Here is a 22,160-nt window from a genome sequence, read left to right on the forward strand (position 1 = left end):
TTTCAGGTTGTCTTGCGGCAAAAAATTCAGACTTCGCCCACCTGTTCTGGGGAAAAAGAAGCAAAGACATTCGATGTGAGTTGGCTATAATACCGGGCACTTGTTTGCCATACATTTTAAAGGAAACAGACATGAGCTTACTCAACGTACCTGCGGGCAAAGATCTGCCGGAAGACATCTACGTCGTGATCGAGATCCCGGCGAACGCAGACCCAATCAAATACGAAGTCGACAAAGAGAGCGGTGCACTGTTCGTTGACCGTTTCATGTCCACGGCGATGTTCTATCCGTGCAACTACGGTTACATCAACCACACCCTGTCTCTGGACGGTGACCCGGTAGACGTTCTGGTCCCGACGCCGTATCCGCTGGAGCCAGGTTCTGTGATCCGCTGCCGTCCGGTTGGCGTTCTGAAAATGACCGACGAATCCGGCGAAGATGCGAAACTGGTTGCGGTACCGCACACCAAGCTGAGCAAAGAATACGATCACATCAAAGATGTGAACGACCTGCCAGACCTGCTGAAAGCGCAGATCACCCACTTCTTCGAGCACTACAAAGATCTCGAAGCGGGCAAATGGGTAAAAGTTGACGGTTGGGACAACGCTGAAGCAGCTAAAGCTGAAATCGTTGCTTCCTTCGAGCGCGCTAAGAAGTAATCTCTTTCAGGCAGGGCGCCCGCCCTGCCTGTTTGCAGCAACGGATCGCTGCAGCCTTGCACAAGAGGGAACCTTGTGAAAAACACCCGCTATTTCACCCTGAATTTTACCGGATTTACCCCTGCCGCTTCTGAGAAGCAGAGCTATCTGCGCCTCGTCGCTGGTGACCACGTTTTTTATACCGATACGCGTTACTTCCAGGATCCCACGCTTTTTGAGCAGCTTAAGCTCAACCAGCCGCTGCATATTGGCGCTCGCCGCCTGCCGGACGGCAGCTTCTGGATCCACTGGCTGAGCGACGGCAACGTTCTGCTCGAACCGGCCAGGCCGTCGCTGAAAGGTAAACTACTGGCGTTTTTTATCGGCACTCTGGCGTTTATCTCTATCGCCTGCCCAACCTACATTTATTTAACCGCAGTCTGGGCTGTCATCACTTTCGGTGTCATCGCGGCGCTGGCGCTGGGAGTTGCGCTGGTGGGGCTATGCGGCCTGGTGCACCGCTTTGCCCAAACGGCACATCCCGAAATGCGCGAGCTACTGCTGAAAATGGAACGGGTCCGGCGCGGAGATTTCTCCTTCTGTCAGCCTGTAGCGACCGCCACCAGGCGCAGCATCCCCCCCTTTCCCGACGATACTCCCGTTCCAGAGCGCTTCAGCGTTGAAGAAGGGATAATCAAAAGCCTCTATTTTAAGAAGTGGTCCACCGGCGCAGGAAAAACGCATCGCGACTATCACGGCGTCCTGTTCCAGTGCAACGCCGCGCCGCTCTCTTTCTCCTGGCAAACCACCGGCACCCGATGGGACCTCCACCCTCTTTTTTACCGCCGTCATCCGCCTTTTCTGGCTGGCGGCGATCGAATAATCGCCGTATATCGGCGCGACAATCGCGATATTCAAGCGCTCTATAACGGCAGCGATGGCGGCGCTTATCTGAAAGCTCATCCGTTCTATCCCGGTGAACAGCAAATGTCGCTGGTCTATAAGGTGTTTTATAGCATCGCGCTGGTCATGTTCCTGTTTATGTTCGGCCTGGAGATGAATGATATGCGAGCATCCGGCTGGGACGGCTGGAAATTCGCCACAGAGATGCTCGACCTGTTTTCCTTAACGTTGTTGTGCATCGGCGGGATAATCGCGCTCCTCGAACTGTGCAGTCTGGCGACCCGTATGCTCTCAGGCCGCGTGGGCGACTGGCTAACGTTACAGCGTGCATTTAAGCGCTACCTCGGTCGCGCCAAAGCTAATACCACGCTTCAGGAGCTGATGTGATGTTCAGCACGATAAAGCGCCGGTTACTGTTTCTCGCGATAGTCACGCTGGCGGCGTTCCTGTGGTCCGCGACGTTTTCGTTTAACCTCTTCCTGCCCAACATCTCGTGGCAGCAGCACCAACTGAGCGGCGAGGAAAAAGAGGTTGAAGACCCGATTATCAGCAGCTTTACCAACGGTGCGCTGTTTATCAGCCACGAACAGCTGTTTACCGTCAAACGCTATGAGCTGAATAAACAACAGCGGCGCGTTATTCACCATTACAACCCGCCGCTTGAACGAATAACGCCTCTTATGTCCCAGTTGCTTAATGTCCGTCTCGTGGCAAAAGAGCAGCTGGAACGCGATATTAAAGGCCGGTATAACCGGTTTACTTCTACCGACCGCGGGGATGACAGGTTTAACATTCCTCTGACCAGCATCATGCATCTCGCTCGCCAGGGCCAGCTCCAGACTTCCGCGCTATGGCTGGGAAACATCGACGCCCCTGTTTGCACGCTTCAGGGTGAGTGCTATCTGATTGCCGATGGGCCTTTTCACGCCAACAAGAGCGTCTGGTATAGCCCGGGCGGCGGCATCAACTGGCAGCAACTGACACAGTGGCGCTTTCCTGAGCCAGATATACCGTCACACTTTTATTCCCAGAAACTGGTCAGCGCCGAGGCAGGCAAGCTATGGCTGGCGGATCAGTACACGCTTTCCGTTTCAGAAGACCAGGGACAAAGTTGGCAAATCGCAGCCGATATTCGCCCGCTACTAAAGCGCAACACTATCCAGTGGGACAATAGCGCAGAACAGTCTGCCAGGCTGAGCCAGCTACGCTGGTATATCGATAACCACCAGCGGCTACTGGCCGACGTCACAGTTTCGCTTCCTGAAGGCCGGGGAGAACGCCGTTTTCTCTATCAAATTATCTCCGCACAGCAGGAGCAAATTCTCGCCACCAATATCCGCGATATCGCCCGTTCGCCGCAGGGGGAGATTTTCCTCGTTAGCAGAATAAGCGCTTCACGCTATGGCCTGTATCGGCTAGAGGAAAATGGTACGTCGCAGTTGGTGCTTGAGCATATCGATCGGTTAGGGAAAATTTATGCCGGGAACAATCTTCTGGCGGTAGAAAAAGATATCGGCGACAGAACACATTTGTATCTTTCCCGCGATGACGGCAAGAACTGGCAACGCTATAAGCTACCGGGGAAAAACGTGGTATTTGATGGCGCTGGCGATCGGTTTATCCGTTTCCCTGAGTATTACCGTACGTTGAACTATCAGATCGGTACATTTGAATAATCTGCCTGTCCCTATTTACGGAGAGTTGAGCAAAAGGAGACTTCATGGCTCAGAGAACAATAGCTATAACACTGCCGGTATTTATTGCCCTGATGCTATTACCGGGACATACCAGCGCCGGGGCGTCCTTAACACAGGATGAATTAAAGAAAATAAGCCGGGAAGATGATGATTTCGACGATCGCACAGAAAAGACCATTATCGCCGGACCCGCAACAATTTCATTAAATGGGATTGCTGTACTAAATTTACCAGAAAATTATATTTATGCTGAAGAGATAAAAACCTACGGCAATCCGCTGAAAAACACCTCAGAATTCAGATGTACCAGATATATATCACCGCGTAATAGCAGCAAGAACAGGTTATGTATAAAAATTGCCAACGTCGGTTATTTAAGACTATCGGATGATCTTTCTCTTTTGAAAGAAAGGGCTGAACAGCTACAGCTGCGAATTCCACCGAAGCATACCTGGTCCTTTCCTGAAACAATCGATTTTAACTGGCTACAGTTGCCTGATTACAATAAACAAAATCATACCTTGTCCTGGGCGTATCGCTATGTGTACGACAACAAAACTAAAACGTATGAACGCCCGGAAAGCTTCACCGATCAAGAGATAAGCGCGGTCATGTTTGGCCAGCGGCACATCATCTGGCTAACCAATGGCGATTATTATGGCGCAGAAAAATTCCAGCCGCAGCTAGCCGATTGGGTGAGCAGAATAACCTTTAATAGCGCTTACCAGTATCAGGAAAATCAGGTTCCTGCCTGCGGCGATCTACCACCAGGCGACAGCGCGCTGGAAGGTCTCGCATACGACTACTCTGCCGATCCTAAACGTTGTTTCCCTTATCCGATGGAGTATTTAATTAATGGTTTGCCTGAGTATACCGATGGCAATAAGAACATTTATGATTTTATTTCCCGGACACGAATGGCAAGAAAAGCCGTATGGATTAAACGGAGCTACTAATATATGGATATTAAAAAATTACGCTTTTGTGGTCTGACATTCGCCCTGTTTCTCACCGGCTGTGATAACAGAGAGCAGCAAACCACCTATCCGGTTACACAGCTGAACGACCAGCAGTGGCTCCCGGAAATTCAGAAACGTTTTGATATCGCTAACCGCTACGCCAATCAGGCGGTATGTATGATTACCCGAGAAAGGCTGCAAGCGGAGTTCACCTCCTGGTATCGACCGACTGCTGGAGTCCCGTGGTTTATTCAACAGGGCCTGGTTGAGGAGAAAATTGAGATTGAGGCAGGTAAATATACCAACTACTACTACCGGCTCACGGATAAAGGTGCCTCCAGTAGCCCAAGTTGGCCCTATAGCGAGAGAACCGGCCTGTGCTTCGGTAATGTGCAAGTGGAAAAAATTAGCCAGATAAGTCCATCAAATGACCAGAGAGCCGTCACAGTCGATTTCATTTACCATATCGCTGCCGTTCCTGACTGGGCGCAAGAATTAATGCCACAGTTTTTTCCGCAGATGAAAGAAGGCAAAATCACTGGCAGCGCCCGATTCGATATGGCGGATAAAACGCATCTACGCAGTCTGTCCGGTATCGGCAATTATTACGTTGGTGAAGACAAGTTATTCAATGTGAATTGATAAGGATCTTACCTGTGCTATGGAAGAAAACGCTCTGCGGGTTATTTATCTTCACGTTATTCGGCTGCGACGATCGGGATTATCTGGCGGATATCAACACGCAGTTGATAACCTGGACCGACAAAGCGCACTGCTTCGGGATTCGTAAGCCGGGGATTTCCTTTCCCTGGGATATCAGGCAGCCGGAAAGTCAAAGTGCCGATAGCATAAAAACCCAGCAGACGCTGGAGAATCTTGTCACTTTGGGGCTGCTCGCCACGCAAACCCTCGCCTATGAAAATAATAAAACGTTGACGATTAACCGCTATATCCTCACGGCTGAAGGGCGTAAATACTGGCGGAAACAAACGTCCTCATTCTGCTTCGGTTCGATAAAAGCCCTAAAAACCACCGGGACGGAAGATGTGAAGGCCTGGTTTGCCGGGGGACCGGGAAGTAAAGGCAAAAAGATCGACTATGACTACCAAATTGAAAATGTCCCCGCCTGGGCTCAGAAGGATATTTTTGAACAGATGTATGACATTCAACCGCTTTACTACAGTGGTCATACGCATTCAGCCACTGCCATTTATGATAAAGAAAGCGCCAGATACCTTACCCTGCGGCATACCGGTTTAGCTGAGATCGGCTATCCACACATGTTCTGGCCGAAAAATCAGGAATAGCTAATTTGCCGCATTTCCCGGGTGGCGGCTTACGCCTTACCCGGGCTACAGGTTTCCAGCCGTCTGCGGGCCGGTAGCCCGGACAAGGCGCGCTGAGCGCCGCCTCCGGGGAACTAAGCGCTACGCTAAGCCGGGCGGCAAAAACCAGCCGGTGCTAACCCGCAAAAAACAACGCCACCCGAAGGTGGCGTTATCGTTATTAATACTGGTCTTTATCCAACCAGTTGCCGCTTTCTATCAGCGTGAAGCCCTCGACAGGGCGCTGATAGACATACATCCAGGCGCTACCATAGGGCGTCTGGATCAGGTGACGAGCATACTCGCCGCCTTTGGTACGCAGCGCATCTAATTCGGCCAGCGTCGATGCGTCAATACGATAGACCTCACCATGTACCGTGCCATCTCCGGGCACCGCGCCTGGATAGTGGCCCAGGCTATACAATTGATAATCGTTGACACTATGATCGCCCAGCCACTGAGCGTTGGTCATCCAGTGGCTGTTGCCTTGCTTGCGTCGTAAACTGCCGTAAACAAATATTCGCATTGCTAAAACTCAAACTGATAGAGCACATCGAGAGCCTGATCTACGCCAGACACGGCTTCCATATATAGCTTAGGCATCAGACGATAGCGTAACGTCAGCGTCGCCAGGGAGTCAAAAATCCCGACCCCATATTTTACCTGCAGACCCGGCAATACATAGCCGCTAACTACCACCTGGGAGGAGTCGCCCACTCCCTCGGTGTCCAGCGCCAAATTGCTTACGCCAAACGTCTCACCGATTTTACCCACAACCTGACCACTTTGTGCAACCCCCATACCAATAAGCATTGAGGTCATGGCCGCACTATCGCTCTGTCCGCTGCTTAAACCCTGCCCTCGCAGCAGGTAAGAAAGCGCTTCTTGCTGCGACATCACCGGGTCGGAGAAGATCTCCGCCTTCGGCTGATCGGCTGAGCCCGTTACGCGAACCCCGGCGATCACGTCGTCTTCTGTGGCATCCGGGTTGCGAATAGCTTCGATATTCAACAACGGCTGATCCGGTGGACCGGAGAACAGCAGCTCGCCTTTACGCACGATCAGATCCTGCCCATAGGCATGGAAGCGACCGTCCGGAATGTTGATCTGCCCGTTCAGCCCCAGCCCTTGTTTATCCTGAGCCACCTTCAAATCGCCGGTTAAACGCGCTTTCAGGCCGAATGCTTCCAGACGAACGTTATTACCGACGTGGATCGTCAGGTTACTGTTGATGGGGATACCGGCGCTCTGCTGCTTAATCGGTTGCAGGTTTTTATCCAACATCACCTCGTCAGAAGAGACCCCGACGGCGCTCTCCGGAACATCTTTGACGATGATACGCGCCCACGGTATATCAACGTTGCCGTCAAGGCTGAACAGGCTTGGCGTGGCAGTGAAGACCACATCCGGCGACACGTCGAGACGCACCATCGGCGGCACGGTAATTCGTACCCGGCTGCCCTTCGCCGCAATTTGCGCACGCCAGTTGTCAATCTGCGTCCAGTCGGCGTTGCCGCTAAGCGCAATCTGCCCCTGTCGGGTATTCACCGTGCCCTGTAGGGTCGAGCGGGTACCGGTGAAATTCATCGCCAGCTGGCTCGGCTGCATATCAAACGGCATAAAGTTGCCGTCAATATCCACGCCGTTGAGCTGCATCTGACCGAACAGTTGCGGGCTCTGGAGGTTACCACCAAGAGTCAGACGCGCGTTAAGCTTCCCTTCGGCCTTCTCGCCGCGCGAGAAGATAGGGTTGATCATCGCTAGCGAGAAGTTGCTGATATTAACGCTACCGCCCAGATTACGGCGACCCTGCGGATCGGTGACATCAACCTGTCCATCCAGTTGACCGTTATTGGTCAGGCGAATCAGCCAGCCCAACTGAGCACGGTTATTATGCAGATCGGCAGTGAGGTTCAGCGTATCGAACGCCACCGGCAGCGGCGCATCGTTAATGGTCTGAGTCACCTTCACGTTACGCCCGTTCAGCGTCACTTTGCCCTGCGGCAGCCCCTCTTTGGTGGTGTCCCAGCTCACGTCAGCGTTACCGCTAAACACGCCGCTGGCCAGCGTCTCTTCTGGCATAAACGGTTTGAGCATCGCCAGGTCGAAACGGTTGAGGTTGACCACTGCATGCCCGATTGCCCCGGCGTCGATAGTCTGCGGCACGCACAGCTCGGCGTTCGGGTTGGTCCAGCAGTGTGGCCCGATACTGATTTTCTGCTCGAGGTTACGGTAATCCAGCGCAATATCACGCGTCAGCGCAACCGGCCCGACCGGCGTCTGGAAGCGGGTATTGCTCAGCGTCCCTTTCCAGCGCTCCTCTTTACGGTCAAAACTCCCCGCCAGCGACAGCTGCCCTGATACCGGGTCACCCTGCACTCTCAGCTGCAGGTCGTGCTGCTTCTCGTTGCCCTTGGCATTGAGCTGCACCAGGCTGATATTGACGCCCGGCTGGCTAATACGGTCAACGCGCACATCGAGGGTGCCGCCAATTTGGTCGGTTGATTTAACGTCGCCCTTCACGTTCACCTGAGCAACGGACAGCTCCTGCCAGCGCAGCGCACGGGCGGTGATATCTGCCAGCAACTGCGGCGCATCAACGGTGCCGCGCACTTTCACCAGCCCCTTCGCCGTGCCGCCGAGGCCCGGTAGCGCGTTGTCGAGATGCGGGGCATCAATGGTGGCGTCGAGGTTAAGGTCTTTGACCCCCAGCTCGCCTTTCACGTCGGCACTATTAGGGCCTAGCGCCAGATGCAGACCGGGGATTTTCCACTGCATATAGCTGTTGCCCTGCAGCGAGCCACTCACATCAACTTTATTTTGTTTCACGTTACCGGTGATCTTCAGCTCCGGCACCGACATCTGCCAGCTACCACCGTACAGGCTGCCCTGAGTCTTAATCAGACCGTTGAGCTTCGACGGCCAGTCCGGCACCTCTTTGGCGGTATTGATGCCGTCAAGGGTCAACTCGCCGCGCCAGCTGATTGCCTGCTGCCAGTCGAGCAGCGCTTTCAGCTCGGTCTTCCCTTCCAGTGCGGCGACGGTCAGCTTATCGAGATTGACCTGCTGCTCATTGCCCTTCGCGTTCAGGTTAATCTTCGCCGGAGGCAGGGATTTCCCTTTCACCGCAGTGCTGAAGGCCAGGGTGTAGTCGGTCATTTTGCCGTTAAATTTCAGCAGCACATCGTCAGCCTGGAACTCTTTCTCGCCGGTAAACGGCCAGTAGAGCTGCTTGCTTTTCACTTCCATATCCAGCGGCAGCCCAGCTTCCGCCAGCTGCGCTTCGGCGCGTAGCGTCATCGCCACGGAACCGGCTAAATCCACGCCGATAGCCAGCTTTTTACGTACTTCGCCGCCGACTTTCAGCTGTACCTTCTCGCCCTTGAGCGGGTCGATGTTCAGCGTACTGTTGAGGGTGATATCAACCGGCCAGTTGTCCTGCAGCTGAGCGCTACCGGAAGCGGTGACTTTCCCCTGGTCAGAGTCCACGTCCAGCGCGTCCAGCTTCATCTGCCCATCAATGCTGCTCACTTTAAGCAGCAGATTGTAGATGGTCATATCGGTATCGCCGGTCAGGCGCAGCTGTTCGCCGCGGAACTCCTGGATATTGAGATTCAGCGGCAGATGGACGTCGGCCATTTCCGGCAGCACCGGCTTCGAGAAGAGGTCTTTCATCGTCTCGCCGAGCGGCTTTTCTTGCGGCTGCGGGTTGTCAATTTTCGGCTCGACCACCTGCTCCTGGGCCACCTTCGCCACCTTCGGCAGCGCGATCAGCAGCCCTTGCAGGGAGGTCGGCGTCAGGGTCAGGTTTTTCTCCTGCCAGTTCAGACCGGTGGAAAAGTCGCGCAGCGAAACGGCGGTATCGTCGATTTTCACGTTAACGTTATGCAGCGCCACTCGGCTCAGGGTAATCGGATACGGGGTAGAAAGATTTAGCGGACCGCTATCTTCTTCCTCAACCGGCGCCGCTGGCGGCATCTTACTGGTATCGATCGCCACGTAGATATCGCGCAGCGAGATATCGTTAACGCACAGGCTGCTGTCCCACAGGCAGCGCAGCTTGACGCCAAGGTGAAACTGACCGGCGGTAACCGCCACGCCCGGCTGTTCAAAGCGTACGTTCTCCAGCGTCAGGTCGCGCCAGCCGCCGGTGGCTTTACCGATGTCCAGCCCCGGCACCCAGCGGTCGGCGGCTTTAATCACCAGATGCAAGCCGGTGGTGGTGCCGACCAGAAATCCAACCGTCCCCAGCAGCAACACCAGAAAGATCAGCACGCCGAGGCTTATTTTCTTCCATAAACTCATAATTCTGGCCCCAGACCGATGTAAAACTGTAAACCGTGCTCTTCTTTGTCGCCTATCGGCCTGGCAATATCCAGCTTGATCGGCCCGACCGGTGACTGCCAGCGCACGCCCATGCCCGCGCCGGTTTTGAAATCACTCTTACGGATATCGCTCACCGCTTCGCCGCTATCGACGAACACCGCCCCCCACCACTTGCCGGTCACGTTGTACTGATATTCCAGCGAGCCAGTGGCCAGCTTCGAGGCCCCCATCAGCTTGCCATCATCGTCTTTAGGCGAGATAGATTTGTATTTATACCCACGAATGCTGCGGTCGCCACCGGCGAAGAAACGCAGGTCTGGCGGGACCTTGCTGAAGTTATCGGCTTCAATCCAGCCGAGGTTTCCGCGCACCACGAAGCGGTGGCGATCGTAGAGGGTACGGATCCAGACGTCCTGCGCCTGCATCACGATAAAGTTAATGTCCGAGCCCCACATGGTGTTGGAGTAGTCCACCGAGTAGCGCTGCGAATCACCCCAGGTCGGCATCAGGCCGCCACGCGAGCGGGTCCGGTTTACCGACACGCCGGGGTAGATCAGCATGGTGGTGTTGGTGACGTTGGCTTGGGTAAAGTGGTCAAGGCTCCAGCGCAGGTTGAGCGCGCGCTGCCAGCCGCTCGACATCTCCCAGTAGCGCGACACGGCCAGAGTTGTGGAATCGGCTTTGGTGTCGTTAAGATCCGTACGCTTGAAGCCGCCCTGCATCAGGTAGTACTGCTCAAGCGGGCTTTTTAACAGCGGGACTTTATAGCTGAAATCGAGCTGCTGTTCAGGGGCGGAAACGCTGAGGCTGGAGGTCAAGCTATGACCGTAGGAGTTCATCCACGGCTTTTTCCACGTCCCTTTGACACGCGGCCCGACGTCGGTGGAATAGCCGACGCCGGTTTCAACGGTATTCTCTTTACGTGGGGAGACCACGCCTTGTAAAGGCAGAACTTTGGTCTGACGGGACTTTTCAAACTGCGGTGCCACAACGACAGAGCTAAACCAGCCGGTTGCCGCCAGGCGGCGGTTGAGTTCGGCTAAATCCTGCGAGGTGTAGTAGTCGCCCTGCTTAAACGGCACCAGGTTTTGCAGGTATTCGTCGCGAATCTGCGAACCTTCAAAGGTCACGGGGCCAAAACGGTAGCGTTCGCCGCTGTTGTAGTCGATATCCCAGAAGGCCTGATGTCTGTCGAGAGAGACGCCGAGCTGGCTTTTATTAAACTCGCTATCAAAGTAGCCTTTACGCAGCGCAACGCGGGTCAGGGAGCTTTTGAAGCCATCATAGTCGCTGTGATTTAGCACGGTGCCGATAGCCGGGCGCGTTTTGAGCAGATCCAGATAGTCGCTGTCGGTTCGGGCCCCACCGCGCAAAATCACTTCGGTGCCGCCAATACGCACCGGCTCGCCGGGCGTCACTTTAGCGATCAGGACCTGACGCCCCTTCGCCGGCGGCGGACGTAAATCAAAATCGATCGTTGGTTCGTAGTAGCCCAGCGCTTTCAGGCCTTCGCGGATGGCGTCATCAACGCGCGCACGGAAGCGCCGGTCCGGCGTCACTTCATCGCTCTGGATCGTGGATAGTTGGGCGCGGACGTTTTTTTCCAGTTCCCCGGATAACCCCTCAACCTGCAAACGCACGCTCGCTGCGCTGGCGACCCCGCTGACCAGCAAAAGGCTGGTGATACATAACTGGCGGATTTGTAGCACGTTTTCTCCTGAATATCCTTGTTTCCCCCCGAAGGAAACGAAAGTGCCGCTCCACGGCTTAACAAAACCCTAACAACTAAGGGTTGAAAAAGTGACGATAGCCCAAATTATTCTTATGGTTAAATCTAGACGTATTGAGCGTGTCTATTGTGTTAAAAGACACGCTTCGTTACAACCTTAACCACATTAACCACATTTTCTGTTTTGAGAGGCCAACCGTGAGTCTATTTGATAAAACGCATCTTGTCGCCCAAGCGGATGCGCTGCCGGGGCGCAACACGCCAATGCCGGTAGCCACACTCCACGCCGTTAATGGCCACTCGATGACTAACGTACCTGCAGGAATGGAAGTCGCCCTGTTTGCCATGGGCTGTTTCTGGGGCGTCGAACGCCTGTTCTGGCAGTTGCCTGGAGTTTACAGCACCGCTGCTGGATACACTGGCGGCTATACGCCAAACCCGACCTATCGCGAAGTGTGCAGCGGCGATACCGGTCATGCCGAAGCCGTGCGCGTGGTCTACGATCCGCAGGTCATCAGCTATGATCAGCTGCTACAGGTATTCTGGGAAAATCACGACCCGGCACAGGGGATGCAGCAGGGTAACGACCACGGTACGCAATATCGCTCCGCGATTTATCCGCTGACGCCAGAGCAGAGTGAAGCGGCGAAGGCCAGCCTGGCGCGTTTTCAGGCGGCAATGAATGAAGCGAACGACACTCGCGTGATCACCACCGAAATCGCCACAGCGAAACCGTTCTATTATGCGGAAGATGACCACCAGCAGTATCTGCATAAGAACCCGTATGGATACTGCGGTATCGGCGGGATTGGCGTTTGTTTGCCGCCGCAGGCCTGATTTCACAGATCGGCAGGCCGCCGGATTGAATAATTAACGCTCTGGCGGCTTTACAGTACCTTACGCTATACTACCCCGTGTTATCGCCGGTCCAGAGCCTTCGGACCGGTTTTTTGTGAATTCCACTTAGCGTTATCCACTTCCCTTCCGAGGATCTGATCTCAACGGTCAGATAAGATATGTTAAACAGTATTTTAGTAATACTTTGTCTGATAGCCGTCAGTGCGTTCTTTTCGATATCGGAAATCTCGCTGGCCGCGTCACGTAAAATCAAACTCAAACTGCTGGCCGATGATGGCAACGTCAACGCTCAACGCGTGCTCAAAATGCAGGAAAACCCCGGTATGTTCTTCACCGTGGTGCAAATCGGCCTTAACGCGGTAGCAATTCTCGGCGGTATCGTCGGCGACGCTGCATTTTCACCGGCTTTTCACGGCCTGCTGAGCCGCTATTTATCCCCGGAGCTCTCCGAGCAGTTAAGCTTTATCATCTCCTTTACCCTGGTCACCAGCCTGTTCATCCTGTTTGCTGACCTGACTCCGAAACGCATCGGTATGATTGCGCCCGAAGCCGTCGCTTTGCGCATCATCAACCCGATGCGCTTCTGCCTGTTTATCTTCCGCCCGCTGGTGTGGTTGTTTAACGGCATGGCCAATAACATCTTCCGCATCTTCAAAATTCCAATGGTGCGTAAAGATGACATTACCTCCGATGATGTCTACGCGGTGTTTGAAGCCGGGGCGCTGGCCGGGGTGCTGCGTAAGCAGGAACATGAGCTGATTGAGAACGTGTTCGAGCTGGAATCACGCACCGTGCCTTCATCAATGACCTCGCGTGAAAACGTCATCTGGTTCGATCTGCACGAAGATGAACAGAGCCTGAAGAATAAGGTGGCGGAACATCCGCACTCCAAATTCCTGGTCTGTAATGAAGATATCGACCACATCATCGGTTACGTTGACTCCAAAGACCTGCTGAACCGCGTGCTGGCGAACCAGAGCCTGGTGCTGACCGGCGGCGTGCAAATTCGCAATACGCTGATTGTTCCGGATACCCTGACGCTATCCGAAGCGCTGGAAAGCTTCAAAACCGCCGGTGAAGACTTCGCAGTGATCATGAACGAATATGCGCTGGTGGTCGGGATTATCACCCTCAACGACGTGATGACCACCCTGATGGGCGACCTGGTTGGTCAGGGGCTGGAAGAACAAATCGTCGCGCGCGATGAAAACTCCTGGCTGATTGACGGCGGCACGCCAATTGACGACGTGATGCGGGTGCTGGATATCGATGATTTCCCGCAGTCCGGCAATTACGAGACCATTGGCGGCTTTATGATGTTTATGCTGCGGAAAATCCCCAAACGCACCGATGCGGTGAAATTCTCCGGCTATAAGTTCGAAGTGGTGGATATCGACAACTATCGCATCGACCAGCTGCTGGTGACCCGAATCGACAATAAACCGACGGTGCTGGTACCTAAACTGCCGGATGCCGCGGATAAAGAAAAAGAGTCGGCGTAATTTTTTCTCGAACACAATCGTGCTCGCGGTTCCTGCCGGGCGGCGGCTAACGCCTTGCCCGGTCTACAAAACCCACACTATCAACGAATTCCGCATTTGTCGTAGGCCCGGTAAGGCGCTAGCCGCCACCGGGCGATTCCAGAGAAGTGCACTTTACCAATAAACTGAGGTGGATTAAAAATCCGCCTTTTTTATTGCCCGAATGTGAAGCGGCTCACGCCTCACTGGCGATAGCAGATTTTTACTGCTCCATAGCGAAACTTTCATGACTCCCCCTTACGCAAAAAGGTAACTTTGCTCGCGACAACACGATCATATTCCTGCATAAAGGAAGCGAGGGTTACCATGATAGAATCAAATAAAAATTACTATATAAGCTGTCTATTTTTCCTGTTCTTCTTTATTGGCTGGGGATGCTGTTACCCCTATTTATCTCTGTGGCTGACGGAGACTATCGGTATTAATTACACCGATGTGGGTCTGGTTTATTCCTTCACTGCGATTATTGCCGTTTGCGTTCAGCCATTATTCGGCTTTGTCTCTGATAAATTAGTTTACCGTAAGAATCTGATGTGGATGCTGGCGATAATTATTACCTTATTCGCGCCCTACTGGATTTACGTCTTCGCCCCCCTATTAAAAATTAACGTCTTTCTCGGCGCGCTGGCAGGAGGCATCTATATTGGTCTGGCCTACGGTGCAGGCTGCGGTATTTGCGAAGCCTACATTGATAAGGTCAGCCGCGCTTCCGGGTTTGAGTTCGGCCGCGCCAGAATGTTTGGCGGCATTGGCGCCGCTATCGGCACCTTTGCGGCAGGTAAGCTCTATGGGATCGACCAGAATATGATTTTTTGGCTGGCCAGCTGTGCCGGGGTTTGCCTGCTGGTGATTGTCTGGAAAATGCAGATTGATACTCGTAAGCAAGGTGCAGTGCAGTCTGGCAAGGCTTCACCGGTCACCTTAAGCGATGCCACATCGCTGCTGAAAATGAAGAAATTCTGGTTCTTCGCCATTTATATGGTTGGCGTTGGCGCGGTGTATGAAACCTACGATCAACAGTTCGCCATCTATTACAGCCACTTCTTTGAGAGCAAAGCACGCGGCGCAGAGGTCTTCGGCTATTTAACCACCGGTCAGATTTTCCTTGATGCCATCGTGATGTTCTTCGCCCCGTGGTTCGTTAATAAAATTGGCCCGAAAAACGCCCTGCTGTACTGCGGGATGATTATGAGCCTGCGTATTATCGGTTCCGCCTGGGCTGTTGGTCCGGTCTCCATCAGCTTGATTAAACTGCTCCACGGTTTCGAAAGTTCGGTCCTGCTCGTTGCAGCATTAAAATATATTTTTGCCAATTTCAACCCGCTGCTTTCCGCCACCGTTTATTTAATCGGCTTCCAGTTTTCTAAAAGCTTTAGTTCTATTTTCCTTTCTACCGGTATCGGTCATATGTACCAGAGCATGGGCTTTACCAGCAGCTACATCGTTCTCGGCGGTATTGCGCTGTGCTTTACGCTGATTTCGTTTATTACTCTCGACAAAGCCCGAACTTTTGTTCCACAGCCGGTCCCCGCGCATTAATTTAAGGAGGTAAATTTTATGTCTGCTTTATATTATGGTGTTGCTTATTACGATGAATATATGCCAGAAGATCGGCTGGCGAAAGATATCGCCTTAATGCAAGAAACGGGCATTAACGTGGTACGTATTGCCGAGTCCACCTGGAGCACCCTTGAGCCGCAAGAAGGAGTGTTCAACTTCTACCATATCGACCGGGTACTGGACGCCATGCACGAAGCCGGGATCGCGGTAATTATCGGCACGCCGACCTACGCCGTCCCGACCTGGCTGGTGGCGAAACACCCGGACATTCTGGTCACTACTGTGGACGGGCAGCAAAAATATGGCCCACGACAGATCATGGATATCGTTAACCCGACCTTTCGTCGCTATGCCGAAAAAATTATCCGTACTCTGATGGCCCACGTGCAACACCATCCGGCGATTATTGGCTGGCAGTTGGATAACGAAACCAAGCATTACGATAATATTGGCCGCTATATGCAGGAAGGCTTTGTGCGCAGCCTGCAAGAGCAATATCCCGATCTGGCGCAGTTGAATAAAGACTTCGGCCTGGATTACTGGAGCAACCGCATCGATAGCTGGCAGGATTTTCCGCCGGTCGAAAATACCATTAACGCCAGCCTCGCCTGCGCGTTCTCCCGCTACCAGCGCCAGCAGGTGACGGAATATCTGGCCTGGCAGGCGGAGATCGTGCGCGAATATGCGCAGCCGCAGCAGTTTGTCACCCATAACTTCGATTTTGAATGGCGCGGTTACTCCTATGGCGTACAGCCGCGAGTCGATCACTTCGCGGCTGCACAGGCGCTGGATATTGCCGGTGTCGATATCTATCACCCGAGCCAAAAGCACCTGACCGGGCGGGAAATCGCTTTTGGCGGTGCTATCACCCGTTCGCTAAAGCAGGGCCGGAACTACTTCGTACTGGAGACCCAGGCACAGGGCTTCGCCCAATGGACACCCTACCCCGGTCAGCTACGTCTACAGGCTTTTAGCCACGTAGCATCCGGTGCGGCGATGGTCTCCTACTGGCACTGGCATTCAATTCATAACTCATTCGAGACCTACTGGAAGGGGTTGCTAAGCCATGACTTCTCGCGCAACGCGACCTGGCAGGAAGCCACCACTATCGGCGCTGACTTCGCCCGTCTGTCACCACAGTTGGCGGATCTGCGGGCAGAAAACGACGTCGCGCTGCTGGTAAGCAATGAAGCGATGGACGCCCTAAACCAGTTCCGCCCCGGCGACGCGCAGGGCAATATTTACAACGATATTTTCCGCCGTTTCCATGATGCGCTTTACGACCACAATATCAGCGTCGATATCATCCACGACGTCAACGAAGAAACCTCGCGCTATCGCACGCTGGTTATACCCGGGTTATACGCCGCCGACGATGGCCTGCTGGAGCGGATCAACCACTATATTGAACAGGGCGGCAGAGCGCTTATCGGCTTTAAATCAGGCTTTAGCGATGAAAATGTGAAGGTGCGTAGCGGCACGCAGCCGGGGATTTTGCACCGGGCCTGCGGTGTGAGCTACAGTCAGTTCACCCTGCCGGAGGAGACCACGGTGGCCTCATGCAGCGCAGCGATCGATTGCAGCAAGGATAACCAGGCCGAGCTATGGATGGAGCTGCTGACGCCGGATTCCGGCACCTGCACGTTATTACGTTATCAGCATCCGTCGTGGGGCGAATATGCTGCCGCCACCGAGGCGGCTTACGGTCAGGGTCACGCGATTTACGTAGGCTTTCTGCCGCAGAAGACATTGATTAGCCAGCTGTTTGACGCCCTGACCGCGGGTCTGGATCTGCACTCGCGCACGTCTGAATATCGCTATCCACTGGTGGTCAAAAAAATGCGCAATCGCAATGGCAACAGCATCCACTTCTTGTTCAACTACTCCGGTGAGCCGCTGGAGTTTATCAGCGAAACGGCAGGCAAAGCGTTATTGAGCGGGGATGAAGTGCGCTGCGGCCAGCCGTTGCGTCTCAAGGCATGGGAATTTAGTATCATCGAAAGTTAATCAAGCAGCGGCGCTCAGGCGGGGGAAATATGGAGCTGGATATCAACGAGTTACTCAATTTCTCACCCTTGATGAAGACCTTTACCTTCAACGCCTGGGTTGTCGCAGGCTTTACCCCGATTACCCGTGGGTCAAAGCTGGATTACTACATTAACCGCCCGCAGGGAATGAAAGGCTATATCATCAATCTAACCTTGCGTGGGCAGGCGCGCGCCAAAGCGGGCGACGGCTCCCTTCTGTTCCGTGAAAACGATCTTTTGCTGTTCCCGCCCGGCGTGGCTCACCATTATGGGCGGGACGAACACAGCGAGTACTGGGATCATTTATGGATCTACTTTATCCCCCGGCCCTATTGGATAGACTGGCTGAAATGGGATCAATCCACCCACGGTATCGGCAAGACAACGGTTAACGATCCTGAGCAGTTGCAAAATCTGCGCGATCTTTTCTATGAGGTCATCCGTCATCACTCGGCATCTGCCCCACTCTCAGAAGCGCTGGCGATGAACGCACTGGAGCGCCTGATCCTCAGTTGCTTCCAACTACAGCCGATCAGCAACCGCCACGCTCACGATCCGCGTATTAACGCCATATGCGACTACCTTAACGAGCATATCGCGCAGGAGGTTAAGATTGAGACTCTGGCGGCGATGGTTTTTATCTCCCCGTCGCGACTGGCGCATCTGTTCAAAAATGAGCTGGGACAAACGGTATACGCCTGGCGCGAGACCCAGCGAATCAACCGCGCTAAGTGGCTGATACAAAGTACCTCGCTGCCGCTTAATAAAATCGCGCTGTCGGTGGGTTATGGAGATCCGGTCTATTTCACGCGAATTTTCCGTAAACATAACGGCATCCCGCCGGGCGAGTACCGTAAACGCTATGCGGAAATGAAGGGATAAGCCCAGAAACATCAACGGCTCCCGTTGGGAGCCGTTTGTTTATATCGATAGAGAAAATCACATATAATCGACAATAAACGTCACCCGACCGTTGGCGATTCCAGGCATCACCTGCGACTGGGTCTGGATATAGCGAGCAGCCAGCGGGATTGCAATGATAGGGTTTCCATTACTCGGAGCCGCAAACGATTTTGCGCTATTAAAGTCAAATGTTGTTGGCGAACCAGCAGCCTTTCCCCAACCTATTTCAATGCCGAATCCGACAGCGGCTGTTTTGCCATTCGGGGCACTGATATTCAGGATACCTCGGGAAGCATCCAGAACTTCATCACTGGTCGGCTGTAAATAAACGTTGAAGGTATTACCATTAGGCGTACCCGTTGGTAATGAACCTGAGCCCGTCACTTGCACAGTGGAATTACTGCTGCCATATGTACCGTGAAACTGCGAGCAGTTAGTCAGAATAATCGCCGCATCTTTCCACGCCGTCGTGGATCCCACGCCGCTAAACTCCGTAAGATCGTGACGTCCCAACTCTACGGTGACATCAGAAGCGCTGCAGGTCCCTTTAACAATATTAATGGAACCGGCAAATCTTAGCGTCCCAACCGTCATCGGCAAACCGGTATATCCAGGTGTTGCGGGAACATACGATTTTACAGTAGGCAGTATCGCACCATTTATCATCCCTGCAGATACGGGCCCGGTTTTAATGAGCCAGAGCTGGTAACCATGACCTTTACCTGTGAGATTCAATGTAAAGCTAGATTCAATCCTGGGGAATAGCGCCCCGCTGATAGAACCATAGCTGGTCAGCCCGGTCACCAGTGCGCCAACACCGGGAACGCTGGTTTGATAAACTTTGCCCCCCAAAGACCCGCTTGACCAGGACGATAGCGGCATCGGGGTAGATTCATAATCAACCCAGTTACTCAAATAATAGTCATCCGGTTCGCAAATCATATATACGTGGCCATCAGCGCGATATTGCGCGTTATAGATGACCGTACCGTCAGGCAGATCGTCGCCAACGGTAATCATGCCGCCATTCAGCGTTACCGTATCAGCAAAACTGTTTTTTGATCCAGTACAGTTCACATCAGCAAAGCTGGCCCCTGAAAAAGTCAGTAGGAAAAGCGTGATGGCCCTTATTACTCTTTTTCTGCTACTCATCATTTGGCACCTCCGCTACAAGTGGAATTCACGCGCACAAGGTTTTTCCCTGGACCCTCTTTAGGCTGTGGGGTGAGCAGATAGCTCACCTGGCAGCGCTGCGCCTGACCGCTTCCCCATTTCACCGTCAACGTGTCTCTTTGGTTTTCCACTCGAGCATAGATTTGCCCCATCTGGCCCACGCTGCCGATGTTATTGTTCTGACTATCAAAGACGTCTGCGCCAAACGGCACTTCCTCACCGCTATCACGCTTCGCAGTGATAAGTAACGGCGTGCCGCGACGGGTCTTAAAGACCACCCGGCTTACCGCTCCGGCATAAGGGGCCACCTTAGAGCTGGTATTTTCCAGTTCGACATCCTGAGAGGTCCCTTTCGGATCGATAGTGATTTCATTCATCTCGTAAGGGTTAAGATAAGGAATGGCCGCATGCCCCCACGGGTCGATGCGAACACCGGAATAACCGCCCACTTTAGCCCCCGTAGCCCCTTTCGCTTCGACAACGGCAAAGGTATTTCCGGTATAAGGCGTCATCACCACGCCATTTTGCCAGGCAATCACCGTGCCGCTCAGGCCAACGGATGTCGTCTGGTAATGTTCACCCGCGCCGTAGGTGGCAGTCATGTTGGTAAATGGCGAACGATAGCCGCCGTTCATAGACATGCTGCTTCCCGTTCCCTGGTTGTAGTTCATTCCCGTTACGCCATAGTTGAACTGATTATCACTTCCCAGAGTGCCCGACACGCCAACTTGTTCGCCGGTGCGTCCGTTGGTGCTATGGCTCAAGCTGGTGTTCAGGGTGGGTACATGGCTACCGTTAATGGAGCCTAGCGGCATCGTCATATTAAACAGCCAGTTGGTTTCTGTTCCCCCGCTGCTGTTTCTGACCCGCGCGGCGCTAATGTTATAGTTGATCGTACGCCAGCTATTGCTGTAACCCATCTGATACTGCAAATCAGACTTGCCGTAGTTCCAGTAATCCTGGGTATAACCCGTGACATATACCTGGCCCCATCCTTCTGCCAGTCCTTGGTTTACCGTGATGTTAAACCGGTTTTTGGGCCGCCAGATATTGTCAACTGAGCCGTCATGTTCCAGTTCGTCTCGCATCCGCATTGCCGTGCTGTAGTCGTAATAGCCGGAGGTGGAATAGCGGTAAGCCGCGATCGTCAGGTTGCTGTTAGTCTGCTGCAAAAATTTGCTGTAGCTAACGCGGTAGCTTTGCCCGGAACTGGCGGCAACTTCATCGGTATGCAAGTGCACTCGTGCCTGAGTGACGTCGGCGGCAAACGCACCAATAGGGGTACTGACCGCAGCCCCGAGCATGATCCCATAGTAATCACTGCCGCTACCCTGAATGCCGCCATATCCGGTTAAACTATTTGTTAACCCTTGCTGCCAGGTCGCCATATACAAACCCGGATCGGATTGAACGGATGGGTCATTCATCTTACCAACAACAACGTCATAGCGATGAGCACCGGGCCGCAGGAGTTGAGTCACTGAGGCATAAGGAACTTTAAACGTCTGAATCGAGCCATCGGCTTCCGTGATCGTCACATCCAGATCGCCACCAAAACCCGTGGGGTACAGATCGTCAATCACAAACGCACCGGGTGTCACCGTTGTTTCATATATCACTCTGCTGTTCTGAGATATCGTCACGCGAGCGTTGGTTCGCGCAATACCGCGGATATCCGGGGCATAGCCTTGCTGCGACTGAGGTAACATCCTGTCATCACTGACTAACTCAATTCCTTTGAACGGTAACGTATCAAAAACCTGTCCACCCGTTGACGTTTCCCCTACCAGTAAGCGTCCGGTGATCCGTGGAATATCGCGCTGAACAAAATTATTGATTGATTGGTAATTGCTGCCGCTATTCTCATCCCAGTTATAGCTACCATCATGGCGAAAATACCAGGCACCAATATTGAGCCCCGCATTAATCCCGGCATAGGCTGAGTTGTTCGTTTCGCCATTGGAGTGGGTTGAGTAAGTGCTGGTATTATAACCAAAAAGAAGTGCAGGAATGCCCGCATCCCATAACTCAGGGCTAACATAGCCGCGGGCCGTATTATTCATCATGGCCTGGGGAACGCTAATATCTAAACGCTGAACTCCGGAATCATAGACAACTTTTGCCTGAGGAATAAGCTGTGATAACGGATAGCACGACATGTTTTGTTGCAACGCCGCGGTAAAAGTAGAGGGAAGTTTGCTATAGTCAAAGCTTATTTTTTTAAGTATCTCAGCGGATAAACAGGGCAGAACCTGCTTAGTCTTCTGCTCAACAAATAGTACATTCTCATGAGCGGCGGCGATGCCATTCACATAAATTTCCGTCAAATGTTTTCCCGGGGTCGCTGAAGCCCCATAAGAAAAACGGCTTAAATCAATTGTATCAACTTCCGATGTATTCAGGAACTCAGGGTCAAAGGTCACCTTCTCGGCGGTGTCATCAGCCCTGGCAACCTGAATTATGGCCGTCATAACGGCCATTGCCAGCAGAGATAAATGGAAAATATGATGCATGGCAAACA

General features: G+C 53.2%; 16 protein-coding genes. 11 read left to right on the forward strand and 5 right to left on the reverse strand.

The genetic code is table 11. The annotated features are described in order from the left end of the window. Positions 1 to 131 precede the first annotated feature (131 nt). The 6 genes from ppa (at position 132) to ACMYSL_RS26210 (ending at position 5,504) form a co-directional block, all read left to right on the forward strand. Complete coding sequence (ppa, locus tag ACMYSL_RS26185) at positions 132 to 659, forward strand: inorganic diphosphatase (RefSeq protein WP_005134479.1); 528 nt, start codon at positions 132 to 134, stop codon at positions 657 to 659. Between the two features lie 75 nt (positions 660 to 734). Then, the gene (locus tag ACMYSL_RS26190; protein ID WP_434660473.1) at positions 735 to 1,928 is read left to right on the forward strand and encodes a hypothetical protein; all 1,194 of its coding nucleotides are present in this window, start codon (positions 735 to 737) and stop codon (positions 1,926 to 1,928) included. After that, positions 1,928 to 3,217 (forward strand): hypothetical protein, encoded by a 1,290-nt coding sequence (locus ACMYSL_RS26195; RefSeq protein ID WP_434660474.1) that lies wholly within the window; start codon positions 1,928 to 1,930, stop codon positions 3,215 to 3,217. The genes ACMYSL_RS26190 and ACMYSL_RS26195 overlap by 1 nt, the downstream gene beginning before the upstream one ends. A gap of 44 nt (positions 3,218 to 3,261) precedes the next feature. Further along, entirely contained in the window at positions 3,262 to 4,194 is a 933-nt protein-coding gene (locus ACMYSL_RS26200; protein WP_434660475.1) for a hypothetical protein, read from the forward strand. 3 nt (positions 4,195 to 4,197) lie between these two features. Continuing rightward, complete coding sequence (locus ACMYSL_RS26205; RefSeq protein ID WP_182235794.1) at positions 4,198 to 4,839, forward strand: hypothetical protein; 642 nt, start codon at positions 4,198 to 4,200, stop codon at positions 4,837 to 4,839. A 14-nt stretch (positions 4,840 to 4,853) separates the two neighbouring features. Continuing rightward, positions 4,854 to 5,504, forward strand: a complete 651-nt coding sequence (locus ACMYSL_RS26210; protein ID WP_434660476.1) for a hypothetical protein — start codon at positions 4,854 to 4,856, stop codon at positions 5,502 to 5,504. A 199-nt stretch (positions 5,505 to 5,703) separates the two neighbouring features. On the opposite strand, the gene ACMYSL_RS26215 is transcribed toward ACMYSL_RS26210, so the two are convergent. From ACMYSL_RS26215 to tamA, 3 genes are read right to left on the reverse strand one after another with little or no spacing between them, the layout of a single operon-like run. Continuing rightward, complete coding sequence (locus ACMYSL_RS26215) at positions 5,704 to 6,048, reverse strand: gamma-glutamylcyclotransferase family protein (RefSeq protein WP_004098039.1); 345 nt, start codon at positions 6,046 to 6,048, stop codon at positions 5,704 to 5,706. Between the two features lie 2 nt (positions 6,049 to 6,050). Further along, entirely contained in the window at positions 6,051 to 9,827 is a 3,777-nt protein-coding gene (gene tamB / locus ACMYSL_RS26220) for an autotransporter assembly complex protein TamB (protein ID WP_434660477.1), read from the reverse strand. Then, positions 9,824 to 11,557, reverse strand: a complete 1,734-nt coding sequence (gene tamA / locus ACMYSL_RS26225) for an autotransporter assembly complex protein TamA (RefSeq protein ID WP_434660478.1) — start codon at positions 11,555 to 11,557, stop codon at positions 9,824 to 9,826. The genes tamB and tamA overlap by 4 nt, the downstream gene beginning before the upstream one ends. A gap of 218 nt (positions 11,558 to 11,775) precedes the next feature. Here tamA and msrA point away from each other — a divergent pair, with 218 nt between their 5' ends. The 5 genes from msrA (at position 11,776) to araC (ending at position 18,445) form a co-directional block, all read left to right on the forward strand. Then, positions 11,776 to 12,414: a peptide-methionine (S)-S-oxide reductase MsrA gene (gene msrA, locus ACMYSL_RS26230; RefSeq protein WP_434660479.1), complete on the forward strand. Its 639-nt coding sequence runs from the start codon at positions 11,776 to 11,778 to the stop codon at positions 12,412 to 12,414. Between the two features lie 179 nt (positions 12,415 to 12,593). Next, positions 12,594 to 13,937 (forward strand): hemolysin family protein, encoded by a 1,344-nt coding sequence (locus tag ACMYSL_RS26235; protein ID WP_110274423.1) that lies wholly within the window; start codon positions 12,594 to 12,596, stop codon positions 13,935 to 13,937. Between the two features lie 345 nt (positions 13,938 to 14,282). Continuing rightward, positions 14,283 to 15,515, forward strand: a complete 1,233-nt coding sequence (locus ACMYSL_RS26240; RefSeq protein WP_434660480.1) for an oligosaccharide MFS transporter — start codon at positions 14,283 to 14,285, stop codon at positions 15,513 to 15,515. An 18-nt stretch (positions 15,516 to 15,533) separates the two neighbouring features. Next, positions 15,534 to 17,543 carry a beta-galactosidase gene (locus tag ACMYSL_RS26245; RefSeq protein ID WP_434660481.1) on the forward strand — a complete coding sequence of 670 codons (2,010 nt, stop codon included), beginning with the start codon at positions 15,534 to 15,536 and terminating at the stop codon, positions 17,541 to 17,543. Between the two features lie 29 nt (positions 17,544 to 17,572). Beyond that, complete coding sequence (gene araC, locus ACMYSL_RS26250; RefSeq protein ID WP_182235773.1) at positions 17,573 to 18,445, forward strand: arabinose operon transcriptional regulator AraC; 873 nt, start codon at positions 17,573 to 17,575, stop codon at positions 18,443 to 18,445. A 57-nt stretch (positions 18,446 to 18,502) separates the two neighbouring features. Here the strand turns inward: araC and ACMYSL_RS26255 are convergent, their stop codons facing one another. Both ACMYSL_RS26255 and ACMYSL_RS26260 read right to left on the reverse strand, forming a co-directional pair. Continuing rightward, the gene (locus tag ACMYSL_RS26255; RefSeq protein WP_434660482.1) at positions 18,503 to 19,621 is read right to left on the reverse strand and encodes a fimbrial protein; all 1,119 of its coding nucleotides are present in this window, start codon (positions 19,619 to 19,621) and stop codon (positions 18,503 to 18,505) included. After that, positions 19,618 to 22,152 carry a fimbria/pilus outer membrane usher protein gene (locus ACMYSL_RS26260; RefSeq protein ID WP_434660483.1) on the reverse strand — a complete coding sequence of 845 codons (2,535 nt, stop codon included), beginning with the start codon at positions 22,150 to 22,152 and terminating at the stop codon, positions 19,618 to 19,620. Before ACMYSL_RS26260 ends, ACMYSL_RS26255 begins: the two co-directional genes overlap by 4 nt. Between the last annotated feature and the right edge of the window lie 8 nt (positions 22,153 to 22,160).

The sequence above is a fragment of the Klebsiella sp. MISC125 genome (genome assembly GCF_051131775.1).
Classification (GTDB): Bacteria; Pseudomonadota; Gammaproteobacteria; order Enterobacterales; family Enterobacteriaceae; genus Klebsiella.